This window comes from Clostridium chromiireducens (genome assembly GCF_003575225.1).
In the GTDB taxonomy this organism is placed as follows: Bacteria; Bacillota; Clostridia; order Clostridiales; family Clostridiaceae; genus Clostridium; species Clostridium chromiireducens.
In genome coordinates this window covers 80,605-100,124 of the sequence record NZ_QXDJ01000006.1, presented here as the reverse complement: position 1 = coordinate 100,124, position 19,520 = coordinate 80,605, and the positions used below count along the sequence as shown (strand labels likewise).

The window sequence follows — 19,520 nt, the reverse complement described above, 5'->3', positions numbered from 1 at the left end:
TCACTCCCTTGCTTATAAAATGGTCTTAAATTCACAATTAAGGATGAAATCTCTTTGAAATTTCTTAAGTATACCTATTAATCAAAAACTTTTTTATTCCTTCATTATATATTGTGAATTATATATTATTAAAATTTTCTTCTATTACTTACAGAGCCTATTGTACCGTAACATTCAGTAGTTAATGGATGAAATTTCTTTATACCCTCTATAAAGTAAATCTCTCCATTAACAATAAATTATCTTACTATTTTAGTTTCCCACAAACTAATTTTCCCATTTCAACTGTTCCAACTTTTTTCTTACCTTCTGTCATTATATCGCCTGTTCTATACCCATCTTCAAGAACTGCAAGAACTGCTTTTTCGATTTCTTTAGCTTCTTCCTCTAACGAGAAGCTATATCTAAGCATCATAGCCGCTGAAAGGATAGTTGCTAGTGGATTTGCAATTCCTTGTCCTGCTATATCAGGTGCACTTCCGTGGATCGGCTCATACATTCCAAGAGTTCCTTCCCCAAGTGAAGCTGATGGTAACATCCCAATTGATCCTGTAACCATACTAGCTTCATCTGATAAGATATCTCCAAATATGTTCGAAGTTACAATCACATCAAATTGATTTGGATCTTTAACTAATTGCATCGCTGCATTATCAACATATAAGTGATTCACCTCAACTTCTGGATAGTCCTTAGCCATTTCATTAACTACACTTCTCCAAAGTCTTGAGCTCTCTAATATATTCGCTTTATCAACACTTGTAAGCTTTTTATTTCTCTTCATTGCTGTTTCAAATCCGATTTTAGCGATTCTCGTTATTTCATTTACGTTATATCTTTCAGTATCATAAGCGCTCTTTACTCCATTGATTTCTTCTAATCCTCTTTCTCCGAAGTAAATACCACCAGTTAATTCTCTAACGATGCAAATATCTATTCCATCTTTAACAATGCTATCTTTAAGTGGTGATTCATTTTTTAATGGAGCATATAGTATAGCAGGTCTCAAGTTACAGTAAAGATTTAACGCCCCTCTTAATCCTAATAACGCTTGTTCCGGTCTTATTTTTGCTGTAGGATCATCCCATTTAGGTCCTCCGACAGCTCCAAGTAAAACCGCATCACTATTTTTGCAAGCTTCTAAAGTTGCTTCAGGAAGTGGTGTTCCTTCCTTATCTATAGCACATCCTCCAGCTAATACATACTCATATTCAAATCTATGCCCAAATTTATCCCCGATAACTTTTAAAACTTTTATAGTTTCATCTATTACTTCTGGTCCTATCCCATCTCCAGGTATTACAGCTATATTATATTTCATTATAAAAATCCCCCTCTTATAATTACCTATTTTCTTATTGCTTTTTATAAATAAACTCTTTATATATTTAATTATTATTATCTCTTTATTGATAAAATATATCAAGTTAACTTTTCTATAATCTTCTTATTATCTATATTTTATTACTATCTATTTTTTATATATCCGATTAATCCATCATTATCAATTATCTTTTGCATAAATTCCGGGAATGCTTCTCCTTGATATTCCTTATTCTTAGTTAAATTTTTAATAAGCCCTGTTGTGAAATCAACTTCTAACTCATCACCCGCATCAATATTCTTCACCGCTTCATCACATTCTAAAATTGGTAAACCAATATTAATTGAATTTCTATAGAATATTCTAGCAAAAGTCGATGCAATAACACAGCTAACTCCAGCTGTCTTAATTGCAAGTGGTGCGTGCTCTCTTGAGGAACCACAACCAAAGTTTTTATTGGCAACAATTATGTCCCCATCTTCTACATTTTTAACAAAATCAACATCTATATCTTCCATACAGTGTGCAGCAAGTTCTTTAGCATCTGATGTATTTAAATATCTTGCTGGGATTATTACGTCTGTATCTACATTATCTCCATATTTGAAAACTTTACCTTTTACGCTCATTACTAAATACCTCCTATACTAATTCTGGGTCAGTTATTTTCCCAGTTAATGCAGATGCAGCAGCCACTGCTGGACTTGCAAGATAAACTTCAGATTCAACATGCCCCATTCTTCCTACGAAATTTCTATTTGTTGTTGATATGCATCTTTCACCTTTTGCTAAAATCCCCATATGTCCACCTAAACATGGTCCACAAGTTGGTGTCGAGAATGCCGCTCCAGCTTCAACTAAATCTGTCACTATTCCTTCTTTTATTGCTTGTAAGTAAATCTTTTGAGTTCCAGGAATAACTATACATCTGATACCTTTCTTAACTTTCTTTCCTTTTAGGATATCTCTAGCTACTCTTAAATCTGAAATTCTACCATTAGTACATGACCCAATTACTACTTGATCAATAACTACATCTCCAGTATTATCAATTGTTCTTGTGTTATCTGGTAAATGAGGGAACGAAACTGTTGGTCTTAATGCGCTTAAATCAATTTCAAATACTTCATCATATTCTGCATCTTCATCAGATTCATATTTAGCCCATTCTCTAGACGCGTGATCTTTTAAATATTCAATTGTTTTATCGTCAACTGGGAATATCCCATTCTTTCCACCAGCTTCGATTGCCATATTTGCCATTGTGAATCTATCATCCATTGAAAGATATTGTAATCCATCACCTACAAATTCCATTGATTTGTATAATGCTCCATCAACACCAATCATTCCGATTATGTGTAATATTATATCTTTTCCACTTACCCATTTTGCAGGCTTATTCTTAAGAACAAATTTTAAAGCTGATGGCACCTTAAACCAGCACTTTCCTGTAGCCATACCAGCTGCCATATCAGTTGATCCTATACCTGTCGAGAACGCTCCAAGAGCTCCATATGTACAAGTGTGTGAATCAGCACCTATAACAACATCACCTGCAACTACTAATCCTTTTTCAGGTAGTAAGCAATGCTCAATTCCCATTTCCCCAACTTCAAAGAAATTTTCTATTTCCATATTTTGAGCGAATTCTCTAATATACTTAACTTGTTCTGCTGCTTTTATATCCTTATTAGGAGTAAAGTGATCTGGAACTATAGCTATCTGACTTTTACTAAATACTTTATCTGTTCCAAACTTTTGAAATTCATTTACAGCTACTGGAGTTGTAATATCATTCCCTAATACTAAATCAAGATTTGCCTCAATTAATTGCCCAGCTTTTACTGATTCTAATCCTGCATGTGCTGCTAAGATTTTTTGTGTCATCGTCATTCCCATTTTTTAATCATCTCCTTAAAAATATGCTTTTACTTTTCTCTCAATATCTTTGATTAGTTTATATTCTATTGAATCTACAAGAGCTATCCAACTAGCTTGAATTACATCTCGAGACACCCCAACAGTACTCCAGCTTTCAACTCCGTCTGTTGATTCAATCAAAACTCTTACCTTTGCTTCTGTTGCATTTTCTGAGTCCAAGACTCTAACCTTATAATCCACAAGTCGTGCTTGTTTTAATTCTGGATAAAAAACCTCAAGGGCTTTTCTAATTGCTTTATCCAGTGCATTTACCGGCCCCTCTCCCTCTGCTGCTGTCATCTCATTCTTTCCATCAACAGTGATGTTTATTAATGCGGTTGAGGAGAATTCTTCCAACCCATAAGGTTGCTCTCCAATAATCTTAAAATGATTTAATTTGAAGAACGGTTTATATTTGCCAATAATCTTTCTTATAACCAGCTCAACTGTCCCTTCTGCCCCTTCAAATTGGTAGCCTTCATACTCCAATTCTTTTAATCTATCTGTAATTTTTTGAACCGAGTTATCATCCTTAGATATATTAGGGAATACTTTTTTTATCTCTTGCAGAATTGTGCTTTTTCCACTAACTTCTGAGACCAAAAATCGCCTCTTATTTCCGACTAATTCCGGTTCTATATGTTCATAGGATTTCGGCGCCTTAGTTACCGCATCAATATGCATTCCACCCTTATGAGCAAATGCCGAATTTCCCACAAATGGGTTTTCATCTGCCAAAGTCATGTTACAAATTTCCGCTATATATCTAGATGTTTTTGTCAGATTCGTTAACTCAATATTATTTAATATCTCATATCCAATCTTCAATTTTAATGTTGGTATTATCACGCTTAAATTAGCATTTCCACATCTTTCACCTATACCAATAAAAGTTCCTTGAACTTGTGTTGCCCCTGCTTGAACTGCCATAATAGAATTTGCAACGGCCATTCCCATATCATCATGGCTGTGAATTCCTATCTCTATGGATACTTGCTTTTTTACATTTCGGGTTATATCATATATCTCTTGAGGTAAAGTCCCTCCATTTGTATCACATAATACAATTACTTTAGCACCAGATTCCTCAGCTGCTCTTAAAGTCGCCATTGCATACTCTTTATTCGCTTTATACCCATCATAAAAGTGTTCTGCGTCAAAAATTACTTTTCTTCCGTTTTTACACAAGTATTTAATTGTATCTTTAATCATATTAATATTTTCATCTAAAGAAGTTTTTATAATATCTGTCACCTGAAAATCCCACGATTTCCCAAATATAACTATTGTACTTGCTTCTGATGATAACAAATCCTGTAAATTCTTATCAGCTTCTACATTAATGGTAGGTTTTCTTGTCGAGCCAAACGCTACAACACTAGAATTTTCAAGGTGCACATCCTTAAGCCTTTTGAAGAATTCCATATCCTTTGGATTTGATCCTGGATTACCAGCTTCTATATAATCAACTTGCATCTCATCCAATGCCTTTACAATCTTTATTTTATCTTCTAGCGAAAATGAAATTCCTTGACCTTGGGCTCCATCTCTTAGAGTAGAATCAAATATTTTCACCTGATTCTGAGCCATATATCATTATCCCCCTTTTTATTTTTTTACTTATTGCTATTACTCAATTGCCATTATCTTTATTTATTATTCCTTAATAACTTTCAATAGAATTTTTTATTGTTTTTTCCCCTCTTTGCAACGCTGTTACTCCAGTTCTAACCAACTCTTCTATTCCATATTCATCCATCAAGTTAATTAATGCAGATACTTTATTTTCATCCCCGGTTAATTCTATCGTTAATGTATCAGTAGATAAATCAATTATCTTACTTCTAAAGATTTTTACTGTCTCATTTATGGCTGCTCTATTTTCTGCATCAGCCCTTACTTTAATTAAAACTAATTCTCTGTATACAGATTCATTAGGCTTAAAGTCAATAACCCTTATCACGTCTTCTAATTTATTCAATTGTTTCTTCACTTGTTCTAATACATTTTCATCACCCATAAGTGTAATTGTCATTCTCGAAATTGAAGGATCCTCAGTTCTACCAACAGTTAAACTATCAATGTTATATCCTCTTCTCGAAAACAATCCACTAACTCTACTTAAAACACCAGATGAATTCTTAACTAAAGCAGATAATACATGCTTCTCCATTGTCTTCCCCCCTTAAAAATGGTTAAAAAAATCCACCCTTAATGATATGAATCATAAGAAGTGGGATAATATTCCGCCTTATATAATATCACTAGGTTCTAACAAACCCTTGCATATAACGGATGCACACCGGATATCTTTTACTCAAGAAACTTCTTTCTCTTTCTGGATTCTGCTCAGGAGCGATAATTCTAAAGCTAAAGTATCGATTCACACCATCCATCGACTCTCTGCAACTTGTCTGCTAAACAATTGTCTCCATCTCAGCATTTAATAACTAAAGGACCTATTAAATTTTCCTGTTAGAGTAGATTTTACTCTTCGTTTTTGCTATTGTCAACATGTTCATAATATATTTTTCATTATTGTTTTTTTATCCTTAAATCTCACAGGCAAATTGATTATTTATTATTTAATCACTAATTATTTTACCAATTTAATAATTAATTAATATTTTATTTAACTATATGAATTGTTTAATTATCATTAATTGATAATTTAAACATGCCTATTTTTAGAACACTTTTGTAAATACTTGCATTTATTATCTAAAACTTTCCAACATGAGTTCCAAAATCCTCCATATACTCAACCTCTTGAATATTAGCAAGAACTGTATCTAAACTATAATCATATATATTGAAATTTATTTTTGCTTCACACAATTTAGAGATTATTTCTTCCTTATCATCCTCAAAAATTAATTCTTTATCGATTTCTTTAATAAATGCCCCTGTTTTATATATCTCGCATTTAGCTCCTTCTTCTGCACCTAGTTGCGTAAATACATTATATCTATATTCATCTCCTCCAATTTCTGTTGCATCGTTATAACCATCTTTATGAAAAACATTATCTAGTCTTCTTTCATAATAGTTATTTATGTATGCCTTGGCTCCCTCTATATCATTAAATCCCTTGCAGCTTCCACTTGGAAATACTAATAAGTACTCATTATAAGGCTCTTTTTTCATATAAATTACCTCCTCTTTCATACATATAATTTGTATATTAATCTATTTTATTTATCCCCTTATTAAGCACTTGTTATACACGAGAGATTTAATTCAATTATTTGATAATTTCTTTTAAAGTTGGTATTATAATATTATTTTCTTATGGCTTATTATAATATAATATCATTTTCTAATAATGTATTTCTTAAGACCTCTATCATTATGTTGTATCCTTTAGTATTAGGATGCAGTCCTTCCGCTGTAAGTCCATCTTTAACATAAGTTTGTCCATTTTCCACAAAAGCCGAGTAGTAATTCACATATATTAATTCTTCCTTATTGGAAACTGCCTTTAATTTTTTATTAACTCCTAAAACATAACTATTTCTTTCTTTGTTTTTATTTGTAAATTCCATATTTGTGGGCAGTATAGAGCAGAGGATTAAATTAATATTATTCTCTTTTGCCTTTTTAATCATTTCATAAATATTGCAGTAAGCTCGTGAAATCACATCCTCTATATCTATTCCTTTTTTCTGAGTCCATGGATCATCTTCTAAATCCCACGCATCATTAATACCAATCATAAGTATACAATGTTTTGGCTTTAGCTGAACCACATCCGCATCAAATCTTTTTAAAACAAACTCTGTTGTGTCCCCTCCTATCCCTCTATTTATAACCATTTTATTACTTTCACCTAAGTATGCATTTATCTCCCAAAAATCAGTTATAGAATCTCCAATAAACACAAAATCTACTTTGACATCGTTTTCTACTATAACAGCATTTTTAAAGTTAAATTCTCCTCTTTTAGTATCTGCAGCAACTTGCTTTGAAAAAAGCCCCGGATCTATTATTTTTCTCATATTAATCCTCCTTTGAATTAAAAACGATTATTTTAGGTTCATCTAGCATATGAAAACACTGATAATTTAAACATTATAAGTATTCATGGCCTGCCAAAATGAAATATTTAGCAGGTAATTCTCAAGAAAAAGTATCAATTATTAATATCTACAATAATTATATAATTATATTTCATAATAGAAAACTATGTAACCTTACATATTTTCTCCTAATTATCAGTGAATAATTACAAAGAGGAATCCTTCTTTAATAGGAAGGATTCCTCTCTTATTAATATATAATAAACTAATTATATTTCTTTTCAATTAAATTAGCTAAATTATGCGCCATTTTATCTATTTCCGTTTGATCTTCCCCTTCTAGCATTACTCTAACTAGCGGTTCTGTTCCGGATGGTCTTATAAGCACTCTTCCAACACCATTTAATGCGTCTTCAATTTTCTTAATTTCTTCTTGTATTTCAGCATCAGTTAAATATAAATCTTTTTTATCGTTAGGAATTGTTGCATTAGCTAATACTTGTGGTAATTCCTTCATTACAGTACATAACTCTGATAGCGGTGTTTCTTTTTTCTTAACTATATTTGCAATTTGAAGCGCAGTAACTAAACCATCTCCAGTTGAATTATAATCTAAAAATATTACGTGACCAGATTGCTCCCCACCAAGAACATACTTCTCTTTAACCATTTCTTCTAAAACATATCTATCGCCAACACTAGTTTTAACAAGATTTATTCCTTCTCTTTTACTAGCAATATCTAATCCAAGATTACTCATTACAGTTACGACTAAAGTATCGTCTTTTAACTTTCCAAGCTCTTTTAAGTACTTAGCACATAACATTAATATAAAATCACCATTTATTAGATTACCTTTTTCATCCACAGCTAAGCATCTATCTGCATCACCATCAAAGGCAAATCCTAAATCGCACCCCTTTCTTACAACGTACTCCATTAACTCTTCAGGATGTGTTGACCCACAATTTTCATTAATATTTGTTCCATCTGGATTATCATTAATTACAAATACATCAGCACCTAATTCTCTAAACGCCTTTACTGATGACTTATACGCAGCTCCGTTTGCACAATCTAAAGCTACTTTTAACCCTTTTAGGTTATAAGGTATTGTACTTTTTGCGAATTCTATATACTCATCTAAAGCAGATATTTCAATTGTTTCTCTTCCCAAATCTGTACCTATTGGGCTTGGTACGCCCTCAAAATTACTTTCAATAACTCTTTGGATGTCATCTTCTAACTCATCAGAAAGCTTGTATCCTTTATCATTAAAGAACTTTATACCATTATATTCTACTGGATTATGTGACGCAGAAATCATAACACCTGCATCAGCTCCATATTTCCTTGTTAAATATGCAACTGCTGGTGTTGGCACCACTCCAAGAACTACTGCCTCAGCTCCAACTGATAATATTCCTGCTATTAATGCCGATTCCAACATATCCCCAGATATTCTTGTATCCTTTGCAACCAATATCTTAGGCTTATGAGCACCTTCTGTCAATATATATGCTCCAGCTCTACCAAGGTTATACGCAGTCATCGCTGTTAATTCAGCATTTGCAACTCCTCTAACGCCATCAGTTCCAAACATTCTACCCATAATTTTACCTCACTTTTTTATTCATTATAGCCACTTATTACTATAATATTTTTGATAATGATAAAAGCCACTACTTTTTATGACTTTAGTCTATTTATCACCTTAAATAGTATAATATTTTTAATTGCTATTTACAATCTTCTGTATTATTAAATTTTAATATTTAACAATGATTATTTATTGTATAATATGCAATAATAATCCTCAACATATTAATCAATATCTTCCTCTTTCAATCTTTCTAAAACTAAATTATAACCGTCACTTCCATAATTTAAACATCTATTTACTCTACTTATAGTCGCAGTACTTGCACCCGTAATCTCCGCTATCTCTGAATAAGTCTTTTTATATTTAAGAAGCTTTGCTACATGTAGTCTCTGAGCTAATGATTTAACTTCATTTATAGTTGCAACATCTTCAAAAAACATATAACATTCATCTATATCTTTAAGTTCCAAAATTGCTTTAAAAAATAAATCTAATTCTTTACTCTTAATCTTTGACTCTAAAGAACTCACTTTATCACCTCATTGCATAATCGTTTCTATTTAATTATAACCATCCAAAGTCTCCTTTACAACTTTAATATGCGAAAGCATTAATTCTATTTGTTCATTTATAAAAAACATCACTTTTTGCCATTATTTTGTTTATTATTTATCCTTGTTGGAAATAATTGTATTTATAAAAAATAAAAAACAACAGTTATTATATAATACATAGATTTGTATTTATAATTCACAAGGAGGAACAATATGTCTTTTAATTCCATACACTTTTTTATATTTTTCCCAGTGGTTGTTCTTACTTACTTTATTATTCCTAGAAAAATAAGATGGATATGGTTACTACTTTCTAGTTATTACTTTTATATGTCATGGAATCCAAAATACTCAATTGTATTAGCTTTTTCTACTATGGTCACATATTTAAGCGGATTACTGATTGATAGTAGTAATTCAATAAAAGATAAGCAGGTCTCAAAACAACTAAAGAACTTTTGGCTATTTCTAAGCTTTATAATAAATTTGGGAATATTATTTTTCTTTAAATATTATAATTTTTTCTCTGGCTTAATAATTACAACTAGCAACTTTTATCAAGTTAATTTCAGTCCTCCTATATTTGATATACTTTTACCAATTGGTATATCCTTTTATACATTTCAGGCTTTAAGTTATACTGTAGATGTATATAGGGGTGACATACCTTGCGAGAGAAACTTAGGTAAATATGCTCTTTTTGTTTCATTCTTTCCTCAACTAGTCGCTGGGCCTATAGAAAAATCTAAAAACTTACTTCACCAATTTAATCAAACATACAACTTTGATTATGAAAGGGTTAAAAATAGTTTAATCAGAATGCTATGGGGCTTTTTCAAGAAAATATTTGTTGCTGATAGATTAGCTATATTAGTTAACACTGTATATAATTCTCCAAATGATTACTTCGGCTTTCAAATTATCATAGCTACAATATTCTACGCCTTCCAGATATATGCTGACTTTTCTGCTTATTCAGATATAGCTATAGGTGCTGCTAATGTTATGGGCTTTAACCTTACAACTAATTTTAGGCAACCTTATTTTTCAAAATCTATTAAGGAATTTTGGAAGAGATGGCATATTACCTTAGGTGATTGGTTTAGAGATTATTTGTATATACCTTTAGGTGGTAATAGAAAAGGGAAAGTTAGAACATACATAAATATTGTTATTGTCTTTTTAATTAGCGGATTATGGCATGGAGCATCAATTACATTCATAATATGGGGATTACTTCATGGAATCTATCAAGTCGTTGGTAATTTGATTATGCCGGTAAAAAACTATGTAATAAAAAAGTTTAATATAAGAACCGATGTTTTTAGCTATAAGTTATCGCAAGTAATTATCACATTTATTTTGGTAGACTTTGCATGGATGTTTTTCAGGGCAAACTCATTTATCGATATAAAAATACTGCTTAATAATTTATTTGTATTTAATCCTTGGATCCTTGCAGACGGTTCATTATATGATCTAGGACTTAATTCAAAAGAATTCTTTATGAGTATAATAGGTATTGTAATTATATTAATTGTTAACATTTCAGAAACAAGATCAAACATAATAAATATGTTATCTGCTCAAAATTTGTTGTTTAGATGGACTGTTTACGTAACTACAGTATTGACAATAGTTGTATTCGGGGTATATGGATTCCAATATAGTGAGCAACAATTTATCTATTTTCAATTCTAGGAGTGTAGCTATGATTAAAAATTTCTTACTAAAGTCAATTATACTATTATCTATTATTCTCATTTCATTACATTGGCTTAGTTCTATCCTAGTTCGACCTGGTCACGCCGCAAAGTTATATCAAGGCTGGTATGATAAATCTCATCAATATGATGTTCTATTGCTTGGTTCTAGCCATATGAACGGCATGATTGATCCACAGGTTCTATTTAATAATTATGGTATAACCAGTTTTAACTATGGTACCGGAGGTCAACCTATAGATGTTACATACTATTTACTTAAAGAAGCATTAAAAACTCACCCCGAGACAAAAATTGTAGTTTTGGATATATATTACTTAGGCCTAACTAATGAATATGGCGAGGAAGGATATATAAGAAATGTTCTTGATAACATGAGATTATCAGAAAATAAGATAGATGCAATAATGGATTGTACCCCTAGAGAACAAAGACTATATTATTTATTTCCAATTCTAAAATATAAAAATAGATGGGCCAGCTTAACTCAATCAGATTTTAATGTTAATCTATATGCTAATCAGGAAGCCGCTGGCTTCGAGGCTGGAGATAATAAGTATGGAAAAGATATAGCTTCAGAACAATATAGCGATGAAATTGGAGAAATACCTCACAAAACTTTAGAATATTTATATAAATTTATGGAGTTGTCCAAAGAAAGAGGTTTTCAATTAGTATTAATAAATGCACCTTATGATTATAGTAGCAATGATGATAACTTCTGGTATAAAGATGATGCATCCATGTACAATAAGGTATCTGTAATAGCAAAAAATAATAATATCCCATTCATAAATTATTCTGATAAAAATAAAATGAAACAGATAAAATTTAATTTTAAAGAAGATATGAATAATCCTGGTCATACTAATATTTATGGTGCAAATAAAGTTAGCATAGACTTAGCAAATTTTCTAAATAATCATTATAAATTGGTCGATCATAGAACCAAATAGATTACACCAAGTATTTCATATATGTGAATTATGTCTATAAAATAATCAGCCTATTTATAAGACTTCTTTTATAAATAGGCTGATTTACATTATAATAACGTTTGAAACTTACAAACGTTACGTTTAGACTAATCATCTTCCTCATCAACTTGATATTTTATTGCTCTTAATCTGTTAGTTTCATTTATACACAAATCTTTGTATATATATCTAGTTGGCATAAGCCAAACCTCTCCTGTTCCTCTATACACATTAACTATTCCCTCGCCACTTACAGCTGTTCCAACAATAGATTTAGATGATTTCTCCACTGAAAATTCAATATTTCCTGTTCTTAAAATAGCTAAATTTCCATCAACCTTTAAGGTATCATTTATTAATATGCATTTAAATATTTCAGTCTCTGGAACTGGGATTTTGAGGACAACAATACCACTACCGTCTAATCTGGTTTGGTATAGTCCTTCGTTACCTAAAAGAGCAGATGATACATTCTTCTGCATCGCGGCACTTACCTCTATCCCTTCTTCACATGCATAAAACATATTATCACTTATTATAATTTCATCATCTTCTAACTCTATTAATGCAAAATGTCCAAAAGAAGGTTCTAGAAATATCTCGCCTGTTCCGCTATACGTAGGTCTAACTACAGTTTCTCCAGTTAATTTACTTGATATTATCTTTTTACCAAACCCTAATAATCCGCCTTGTTTACTTCTTACCTCTATAGTTCCTTTCATATAGCTTAGTGAACCTGGCTCAAGCCTCACTGAGCTATCTTCTAGTATTATTCTTATCTGCTTTAATTTTATTCCACTTTCTTTCATTATATTAAGCCCTAAAGCAGATTGAACATCAGTGGCTCCATCCAAATTTTCGTACTGCAATATTTGAAATTTAGATTCACACTCCATTTCAGATAACATGCTTAATTTATTAGTAAATTTTAATGAACTTCTCATAAACCCCTCCATACCTTAACTATAAGCTATTTCTATTATTGACTAATTATCTGTATTTAATTCTTCCAATAATGTAAATATCCTCTTATTAAGTACAGGATGCATCAAATATGGTGCTATCTCATTTAAAGGCCTCAATACGAACTCTCTTTCATGCATTCTTGGATGTGGCAAAATTACTTTTTCATTAGAAGAAATTATTTCATCATACATAATAATATCTAAGTCAATCGTTCTAGGCCCCCACTTTATGACTCTTTCTCTATTTAATTCTTCCTCGAATTTAAGTAACAAGTCCATAAGTTCATCTGCTTCTAATATTGTATCTATTTCTATAACTGCGTTCAGAAAATCTTCTTGATCTAAATATCCCCATGGTTTTGTAATAATAAATGATGATTTTTTCCTTAAATTAATATTATTTTCACTTGATATTTTTTCTATTGCTTCTTCTAGATACTTTTCTTTATCTCCGACATTTGAGCCTAAGCCTATATATGCCCTATGTCTCCTTCTCTCAACCATTATCTCCACTGTATCTAGATGCTTTTTAATAGGCGCCCAAGGCTTTTTCAAGAAAACCTTGGCCCCACTAATTACGTTATACTCATTAAGAATAAAGTCTGCCAAATTTAAAGCTACTGTTTCTATAAGGTCATAATTTTCCCTGATAAATTCCGCCTCAATTTTCTCGCACAATTCACCATAGTGAACTGACTTAGTCAAATCCCCAGTCCTACCGGCAGTTTTTAAATCTAAATCCAATTCAAAGGACAAGATGAATTTTTGACCCAATTTTTTCTCCGCTTCAAATACTCCATGAAAACCAAACAACTCTAAATCTCTTATATACATTTTATCCAAAATTCATCCATCCTATCTTCTTACAATTACATCAGTCATTTTTGCCGCTCTAAAATTTTCAAGTACATCATGGACTCTTACAAAGTCACAAGCATCTTTCATTATACCGATAACGGTTGTGGCCACTGTACCTTCTACTCTTTCTTCCACTGGTAAATCTAAAGTTAATCCTATCATTGATTTTCTCGATGTTCCAAGCAATATAGGATATCCTAACTTCTTAAGTTTCTCTAGATTATTCATAGTTTCTAAATTCTGCTCATAAGTTTTTCCAAAGCCTATGCCTGGGTCTAAAATAATATTTTCATCTTTTACTCCAGCATCCTTAGCGATTTTTATACTCTCTTTCAAATCCTCCAATATTTCTTCCATTAAGTTTTTATAATCTGTATTATCTCTGTTATGCATTAAACAACATGGTACATTATATTTTGCTGCTACTTTTGCAATGTCCCTTTCCATTTTAAATCCCCAGATATCATTAATAAGGTTTGCACCTGCCTCTAAGGCCTTTTCTGCTACCTTTGCTTTATATGTATCTATAGATATAGGAATATCAAACTTTTCTCTTACAGCCCTTATTATAGGAATAACTCTACATATCTCCTCTTCCTCATCTACTGGAGCATGATTAGGTCTTGTAGATTCCCCGCCAATATCTATTATGTCCGCTCCATCTTCTATCATCTTTTTAACGTGAGCTATAGCTATCTCCATATCATTAAATTTTCCTCCATCTGAAAAAGAGTCTGGCGTAAAATTTAATATTCCCATAATATATGTTCTTTCTCCTATTTTAAATTCCTTACTTCCTATTTTCATTATATGTAAAACTCCTCTTAATAGTATATTTTAAAATTTTTCTTTTCATCGCTCCAGTTGCATTCATCTGCAGACTTACAGGTTAAGCATAATCTTGAAAGTTTATCTGCTCTATATATTAACAACGAAAATCCCTCACTCCTTTTGTTTCTATGGCCCAATATTCCTTGTTTTATAAGCTCGGCTTCTTCTTCATAAAATTTATAATCCTCTAAAATATCTTTTGCAATCTCCCATGAAGCTATTTCATGAGGTGTTCCATTTTCATATTGAAAAGATTTGCCTATATCATGCAAAATTGAAGTTACATATATAATCTCCTTCTTGAATCCCAAAGCTTCTTCTAAGTTTATTAATTGGGCTATTCTAGCTACATCTAAGAAATGCTTTAAGTTATGTTTACAAAACTTTCTGCCCTTCTCAAATTTTTTATTTCTTTTTAAATAGTACATATATCTTTCATCATTTAAAATACAATTTAGTCTATCCATAATATACCCCGACTTTTATTAATATTCACTACTCATGGTGGATCATCAAGATTACTTATTATTATATCATTTGCATACATTTTAATCATATTATCAACATGATTATACTAATCATTTATTTCAAAATAAGTATTCCTATATTATTTACTATTTTAATACCCTTTTAATTAAATGCAAGATATAATTTCAATTTTTTCAATCATGTTCAAAATAAAAATAACACTTAGAAATAATTAAAATATAATTTCTAAGTGTTATTTTATATTAATAAACTTTAGCTTGTTCTTCTCCGTCAAGTACTCTTATAGCACCTTGGGCTAAAGCAAGTAATTCATCTTCTCCTGGGTAAACTGTAACTGGGGCAATCCATTCAACTTTTGATTTAAGGTCAGGAACAAGAATTGGTGAGTATGCAATACCTCCAGTAAAAATAATTTGGTCAACTTTACCTTCTAATACAACTGACATCTCTCCAATTGCTTTTGAAATTTGATAAACAAACGCTTTATATATTGATTCGCATTCTTTATCTCCTTCTTGCATTTTGTCAATAACAACTCTTGCATCATTTGTATTTAGGTATCCAACAAATCCACCTTTTCCTACAACCTTGCCATATACTTCTGCTTCGCTATATTTTCCACTAAAACACATTTTAATTAAGTCACCAATTGGAACTGATCCAGCTCTTTCTGGTGAGAATGGGCCATCTCCATCTAAAGCATTGTTTACATCAATAACTCTTCCATGATTGTGAGCTCCAACTGAAACTCCTCCACCCATATGTACAACTACAAGGTTTAGATTTTCATATCCTTGTCCACTTTCTTTGCCATATCTCTTAGCTACTGCTTTTTGATTTAAAGCATGAAACTTACTTTTTCTTGGTAGTTCTGGTACCCCTGATAATCTAGCTACATCAGCTAACTCATCTGTGACAACTGGGTCCACTATAAATGATGGAATATTTTGCTCATCCCCAATTGATTTAGCAATTATTCCGCCAAGATTAGAAGCATGTGGTCCTTGGACTCCAACTTTTAAATCTTCCACCATCTCGTCATTTACTGCATATGTTCCACCTTCAACAGGTTTAAGCATTCCACCTCTACCAACAACAGCACTTAGAGTAGTTATATCAAAATTCTTTTCTTTAAGAACATTTAATATAACATCCTTTCTAAATCCGAATTGATCATATATTGTATCATATCTTTTTATCTCTTCATTTGTGTGTCTTAAAGTTTCTTCAAATAGTTCCTTTTCATCTTCATAAACACCAATTTTTGTTGATGTTGATCCTGGATTAATTATTAATAGCTTATATGACATTCTGAATCCCCCTTAAATTTAATGCATAATATACAGTTAACAATGCACAATTTACGGAAAAAATTCTTATAGAATCTTAAAAGTGTGTTGCAAATTCCATACAAATCTCTCCTTAATTATGCATTGATAATTACGGATAGATTTATTACTTATTTTTTGCTGCAACTAATGCTGCAAGAGCAATTGAATTAACCTTTGTTTCAAATGAATCTGCTCTTGATGTTAGTATTACTGGTGCCGATGTACCAACTAAAAGGCCACCATTTCTTGATTTTGAGAAATATGTTAATGTTTTATACATAACATTTGCCGCTTCTATATTTGGAAGTAGCAACACATCCGCTTTACCAGCTACTGGACCTGAAACGCCTTTATGATGAGCTGCTTCTTCTGATATCGCATTGTCAAGTGCAAAAGGTCCATCAATTATACAGCCTTTTATTTGTCCTCTATCACTCATTTTAGCTAATAGCGCTGCATCAACTGTTGATTGCATGCTTGCATTAACAACTTCAACCGGGCATATAGGTGCTACTTTTGGAACGTCTATTCCACATGCGTGTGCAACAACTACTGCATTATTTATCATTCCAACTTTATCTTTAAATTCTGGATATGTGTTAAATGCTGCATCTGTTAAAAATAATAACTTATCCCAGCCTTCTATATCAAACACCGCAACATGTGACATTAGCTTTCCTGTTCTTAATCCTACTTCTTTGTTTAATACACTTCTTAAGAATGTAGCAGTATCTACTAATCCTTTCATTAACATATCTGCATGACCACTTGAAACTAACTTTACAGCTTCTAAGGTAGCCTTCTTCGGATCTTTTATATCCATTATTTCATAATCTGATAAATCTAAGTCAATCTTTTTCGCTATTTCATGTATTTGATGTTTGTCTCCAACTAATATTGCTTGAGCTATACCTTTTTCTGTAGCTTCCTTTATTGCTTCTAGCACTGGTTCATCTTGCGCTACTGCTACTGCTACTTTTTTTGTTGGAACTTCCTTTAGTCTTGATAATAAATCATCGAAGTTTTTACTCATTTTCTGCACCTCTTACCTTAATATTTTTAGCTTTATTTTATGATTAATTTAATTATTTGTTAAAATTATGTCAATCTAATTTAATAAATATTCCTTCTATATCTTATTGTAACAAAAAATTACTGGAAATGTTGAATTTTCAGAATATTAACTTTATTATTTAACAAAAATTTAATCTCTAACACACTAAACTCTGTATTAAAATTCCCTATATATCTATTTTCTATTATAGATTATTAAAAACCATCATATATAATTTCTAGTATTATTCGGGTAAATCAAATTTTTCAATTATATGCTCTGCTACCTTTATCCCATCAACTGCTGCTGATATTATTCCTCCTGCGAATCCTGCACCCTCACCTGTCGGATATAGTCCACATACATTCACACTTTCTAGCGTAGCATTCCTATTAATTCTAACTGGTGCGGATGTTCTTGTTTCAATCCCTATTAAAACTGCATCGTCCATTGCATATCCCTTTATCTTTTTATCAAAATTTATTATTCCCTCTTTAAGTGCTTCAATAACGTACTCAGGTAAACATTTCTTTAATTCTTTAAACTCATATCCTGCGGTGTAACTTGGTGTAACACGCCCTAATTTAGTTGATATTCTATCTTTCATAAAATCTCCAACCAGCTGAACTGGTGCTTTATAATTGCCTCCTCCAAGCTTAAATGCTAAGCTTTCATAATATCTTTGAAATTCCATACCACGAAGTGGAGAATTTCCTTCAAAATCCTCCGGTGAAACAGTTACTACTAATGCCGAGTTAGCATTTTCTAAATCTCTAGCATGATAACTCATCCCATTAGACACGAGTCTCCCATCTTCTGAAGCTGCTGCAACCACTATCCCTCCAGGACACATACAAAATGAATATATTCCTCTTTTTAATCTTTCACATTGATAAGTCAATCTATAGTCTGCAGCATGCAATTTAGGATGTTTATGATTATCCCCATATTGACTAATATTTATCAATTCTTGTGGATGTTCTATTCTCACCCCTATAGCAAAGGCTTTTGCATCCATAGAAACTTGTTCTCTATGTAACATTTCATATGTATCTCTTGAACTATGCCCTATGGCAAGAACTAATGCTTCACATGACATTTCCTGACCGTTAACAATTATTCTACTTAACTTACCATTTTCATATGATATTTTTTCTAGCTTAGAGCTAAAATTAACTTCCCCTCCAAGACGTATTATTTCTTCTCGTATATTTTTAACTACGCCCTTCAAAAGATCTGTTCCTACATGAGCTTTACTTTCATATTTTATTTCTGATGGCGCACCAGCATTAATTAATTCTTCTAATACAAATGTACATCTATGATCCTTAATTCTTGTAGTCAATTTACCATCTGAAAATGTTCCTGCTCCACCTTCACCAAATTGAACATTTGATTCAAGATTTAGCTCTCCAGTATTCCAAAACTTTTCTACGGATTTTGTTCTTTGTTCAACATCTTCCCCTCGTTCATATACTATCGGTTTATAGCCATGTCTTGCTAAAGTTAATGCCGCAAAAATTCCAGCTGGTCCAAATCCAATTACTACTGGGCGAGATTTAAGTTCTTGTGTTCCCTGTTTTATAGATTCTACTTCCTTAATTTCTTCTAATCTAATATCCTTATCATGTATTCTAGATAATATCTTTTTCTCGTTATCGCATATTACATCAACAGAATAACTAATTTTTATATCATTCTTTTTCCTTGCATCTAGGCTTCTTTTTATTATAATGACTTCATTAATATGCTCATTCAAAATATTTAACTTTTTACATATCCTCTTTTCTAAATCATCTATATCATCATCTAAGCCTAATGTTATATTATTTATTCTTATAGCCACAGTCTTTTCACCATATCCTTTC

General features: G+C 31.5%; 18 protein-coding genes. 2 read left to right on the top strand and 16 right to left on the bottom strand.

Annotation, left to right across the window (positions count from 1 at the left end; genetic code table 11):
- Nucleotides 1-247 precede the first annotated feature (247 nt).
- From leuB to D2A34_RS21055, 9 genes are all read right to left on the bottom strand, one after another.
- Nucleotides 248-1,321, bottom strand: a complete 1,074-nt coding sequence (leuB, locus tag D2A34_RS21095; protein WP_079437693.1) for a 3-isopropylmalate dehydrogenase — start codon at nucleotides 1,319-1,321, stop codon at nucleotides 248-250.
- 146 nt (nucleotides 1,322-1,467) lie between these two features.
- On the bottom strand, nucleotides 1,468-1,953 hold the full coding sequence (gene leuD, locus D2A34_RS21090; RefSeq protein ID WP_119367846.1) for a 3-isopropylmalate dehydratase small subunit: 486 nt from the start codon (nucleotides 1,951-1,953) through the stop codon (nucleotides 1,468-1,470).
- A gap of 13 nt (nucleotides 1,954-1,966) precedes the next feature.
- Nucleotides 1,967-3,226 (bottom strand): 3-isopropylmalate dehydratase large subunit, encoded by a 1,260-nt coding sequence (gene leuC, locus D2A34_RS21085; protein ID WP_119367845.1) that lies wholly within the window; start codon nucleotides 3,224-3,226, stop codon nucleotides 1,967-1,969.
- Nucleotides 3,227-3,241: 15 nt separating this feature from the next.
- A complete protein-coding gene (cimA, locus tag D2A34_RS21080; RefSeq protein ID WP_119367844.1) occupies nucleotides 3,242-4,837 on the bottom strand; it encodes a citramalate synthase in 1,596 nt (531 codons plus the stop codon).
- 73 nt (nucleotides 4,838-4,910) lie between these two features.
- A complete protein-coding gene (gene ilvN / locus D2A34_RS21075; RefSeq protein ID WP_119367843.1) occupies nucleotides 4,911-5,420 on the bottom strand; it encodes an acetolactate synthase small subunit in 510 nt (169 codons plus the stop codon).
- A gap of 548 nt (nucleotides 5,421-5,968) precedes the next feature.
- Nucleotides 5,969-6,394, bottom strand: coding sequence for a hypothetical protein (locus D2A34_RS21070; protein WP_119367842.1), 426 nt, complete (start codon nucleotides 6,392-6,394; stop codon nucleotides 5,969-5,971).
- Nucleotides 6,395-6,546: 152 nt separating this feature from the next.
- Nucleotides 6,547-7,245 carry a GDSL-type esterase/lipase family protein gene (locus D2A34_RS21065; protein ID WP_119367841.1) on the bottom strand — a complete coding sequence of 233 codons (699 nt, stop codon included), beginning with the start codon at nucleotides 7,243-7,245 and terminating at the stop codon, nucleotides 6,547-6,549.
- A 286-nt stretch (nucleotides 7,246-7,531) separates the two neighbouring features.
- Entirely contained in the window at nucleotides 7,532-8,878 is a 1,347-nt protein-coding gene (gene glmM / locus D2A34_RS21060; RefSeq protein ID WP_079437686.1) for a phosphoglucosamine mutase, read from the bottom strand.
- A gap of 212 nt (nucleotides 8,879-9,090) precedes the next feature.
- Nucleotides 9,091-9,399, bottom strand: a complete 309-nt coding sequence (locus D2A34_RS21055) for a YerC/YecD family TrpR-related protein (protein ID WP_079437685.1) — start codon at nucleotides 9,397-9,399, stop codon at nucleotides 9,091-9,093.
- Between the two features lie 237 nt (nucleotides 9,400-9,636).
- Here D2A34_RS21055 and D2A34_RS21050 point away from each other — a divergent pair, with 237 nt between their 5' ends.
- Both D2A34_RS21050 and D2A34_RS21045 read left to right on the top strand, forming a co-directional pair.
- Nucleotides 9,637-11,124, top strand: a complete 1,488-nt coding sequence (locus D2A34_RS21050; RefSeq protein WP_119367840.1) for an MBOAT family O-acyltransferase — start codon at nucleotides 9,637-9,639, stop codon at nucleotides 11,122-11,124.
- 10 nt (nucleotides 11,125-11,134) lie between these two features.
- Nucleotides 11,135-12,103 carry a hypothetical protein gene (locus D2A34_RS21045; protein ID WP_079437683.1) on the top strand — a complete coding sequence of 323 codons (969 nt, stop codon included), beginning with the start codon at nucleotides 11,135-11,137 and terminating at the stop codon, nucleotides 12,101-12,103.
- A 128-nt stretch (nucleotides 12,104-12,231) separates the two neighbouring features.
- On the opposite strand, the gene D2A34_RS21040 is transcribed toward D2A34_RS21045, so the two are convergent.
- The 7 genes from D2A34_RS21040 to D2A34_RS21010 form a co-directional block, all read right to left on the bottom strand.
- The gene (locus tag D2A34_RS21040) at nucleotides 12,232-13,068 is read right to left on the bottom strand and encodes an AIM24 family protein (protein WP_119367839.1); all 837 of its coding nucleotides are present in this window, start codon (nucleotides 13,066-13,068) and stop codon (nucleotides 12,232-12,234) included.
- A gap of 42 nt (nucleotides 13,069-13,110) precedes the next feature.
- Nucleotides 13,111-13,932 (bottom strand): 2-amino-4-hydroxy-6-hydroxymethyldihydropteridine diphosphokinase, encoded by an 822-nt coding sequence (folK, locus tag D2A34_RS21035; protein WP_079437681.1) that lies wholly within the window; start codon nucleotides 13,930-13,932, stop codon nucleotides 13,111-13,113.
- A 12-nt stretch (nucleotides 13,933-13,944) separates the two neighbouring features.
- Nucleotides 13,945-14,754, bottom strand: coding sequence for a dihydropteroate synthase (gene folP / locus D2A34_RS21030; RefSeq protein WP_079437680.1), 810 nt, complete (start codon nucleotides 14,752-14,754; stop codon nucleotides 13,945-13,947).
- A 17-nt stretch (nucleotides 14,755-14,771) separates the two neighbouring features.
- On the bottom strand, nucleotides 14,772-15,245 hold the full coding sequence (locus D2A34_RS21025; RefSeq protein WP_119367838.1) for an HD domain-containing protein: 474 nt from the start codon (nucleotides 15,243-15,245) through the stop codon (nucleotides 14,772-14,774).
- A 264-nt stretch (nucleotides 15,246-15,509) separates the two neighbouring features.
- Complete coding sequence (buk, locus tag D2A34_RS21020) at nucleotides 15,510-16,577, bottom strand: butyrate kinase (RefSeq protein ID WP_079437678.1); 1,068 nt, start codon at nucleotides 16,575-16,577, stop codon at nucleotides 15,510-15,512.
- 145 nt (nucleotides 16,578-16,722) lie between these two features.
- On the bottom strand, nucleotides 16,723-17,631 hold the full coding sequence (gene ptb / locus D2A34_RS21015) for a phosphate butyryltransferase (RefSeq protein WP_079437677.1): 909 nt from the start codon (nucleotides 17,629-17,631) through the stop codon (nucleotides 16,723-16,725).
- Between the two features lie 265 nt (nucleotides 17,632-17,896).
- Nucleotides 17,897-19,498, bottom strand: a complete 1,602-nt coding sequence (locus D2A34_RS21010; RefSeq protein WP_079437676.1) for an NAD(P)/FAD-dependent oxidoreductase — start codon at nucleotides 19,496-19,498, stop codon at nucleotides 17,897-17,899.
- Between the last annotated feature and the right edge of the window lie 22 nt (nucleotides 19,499-19,520).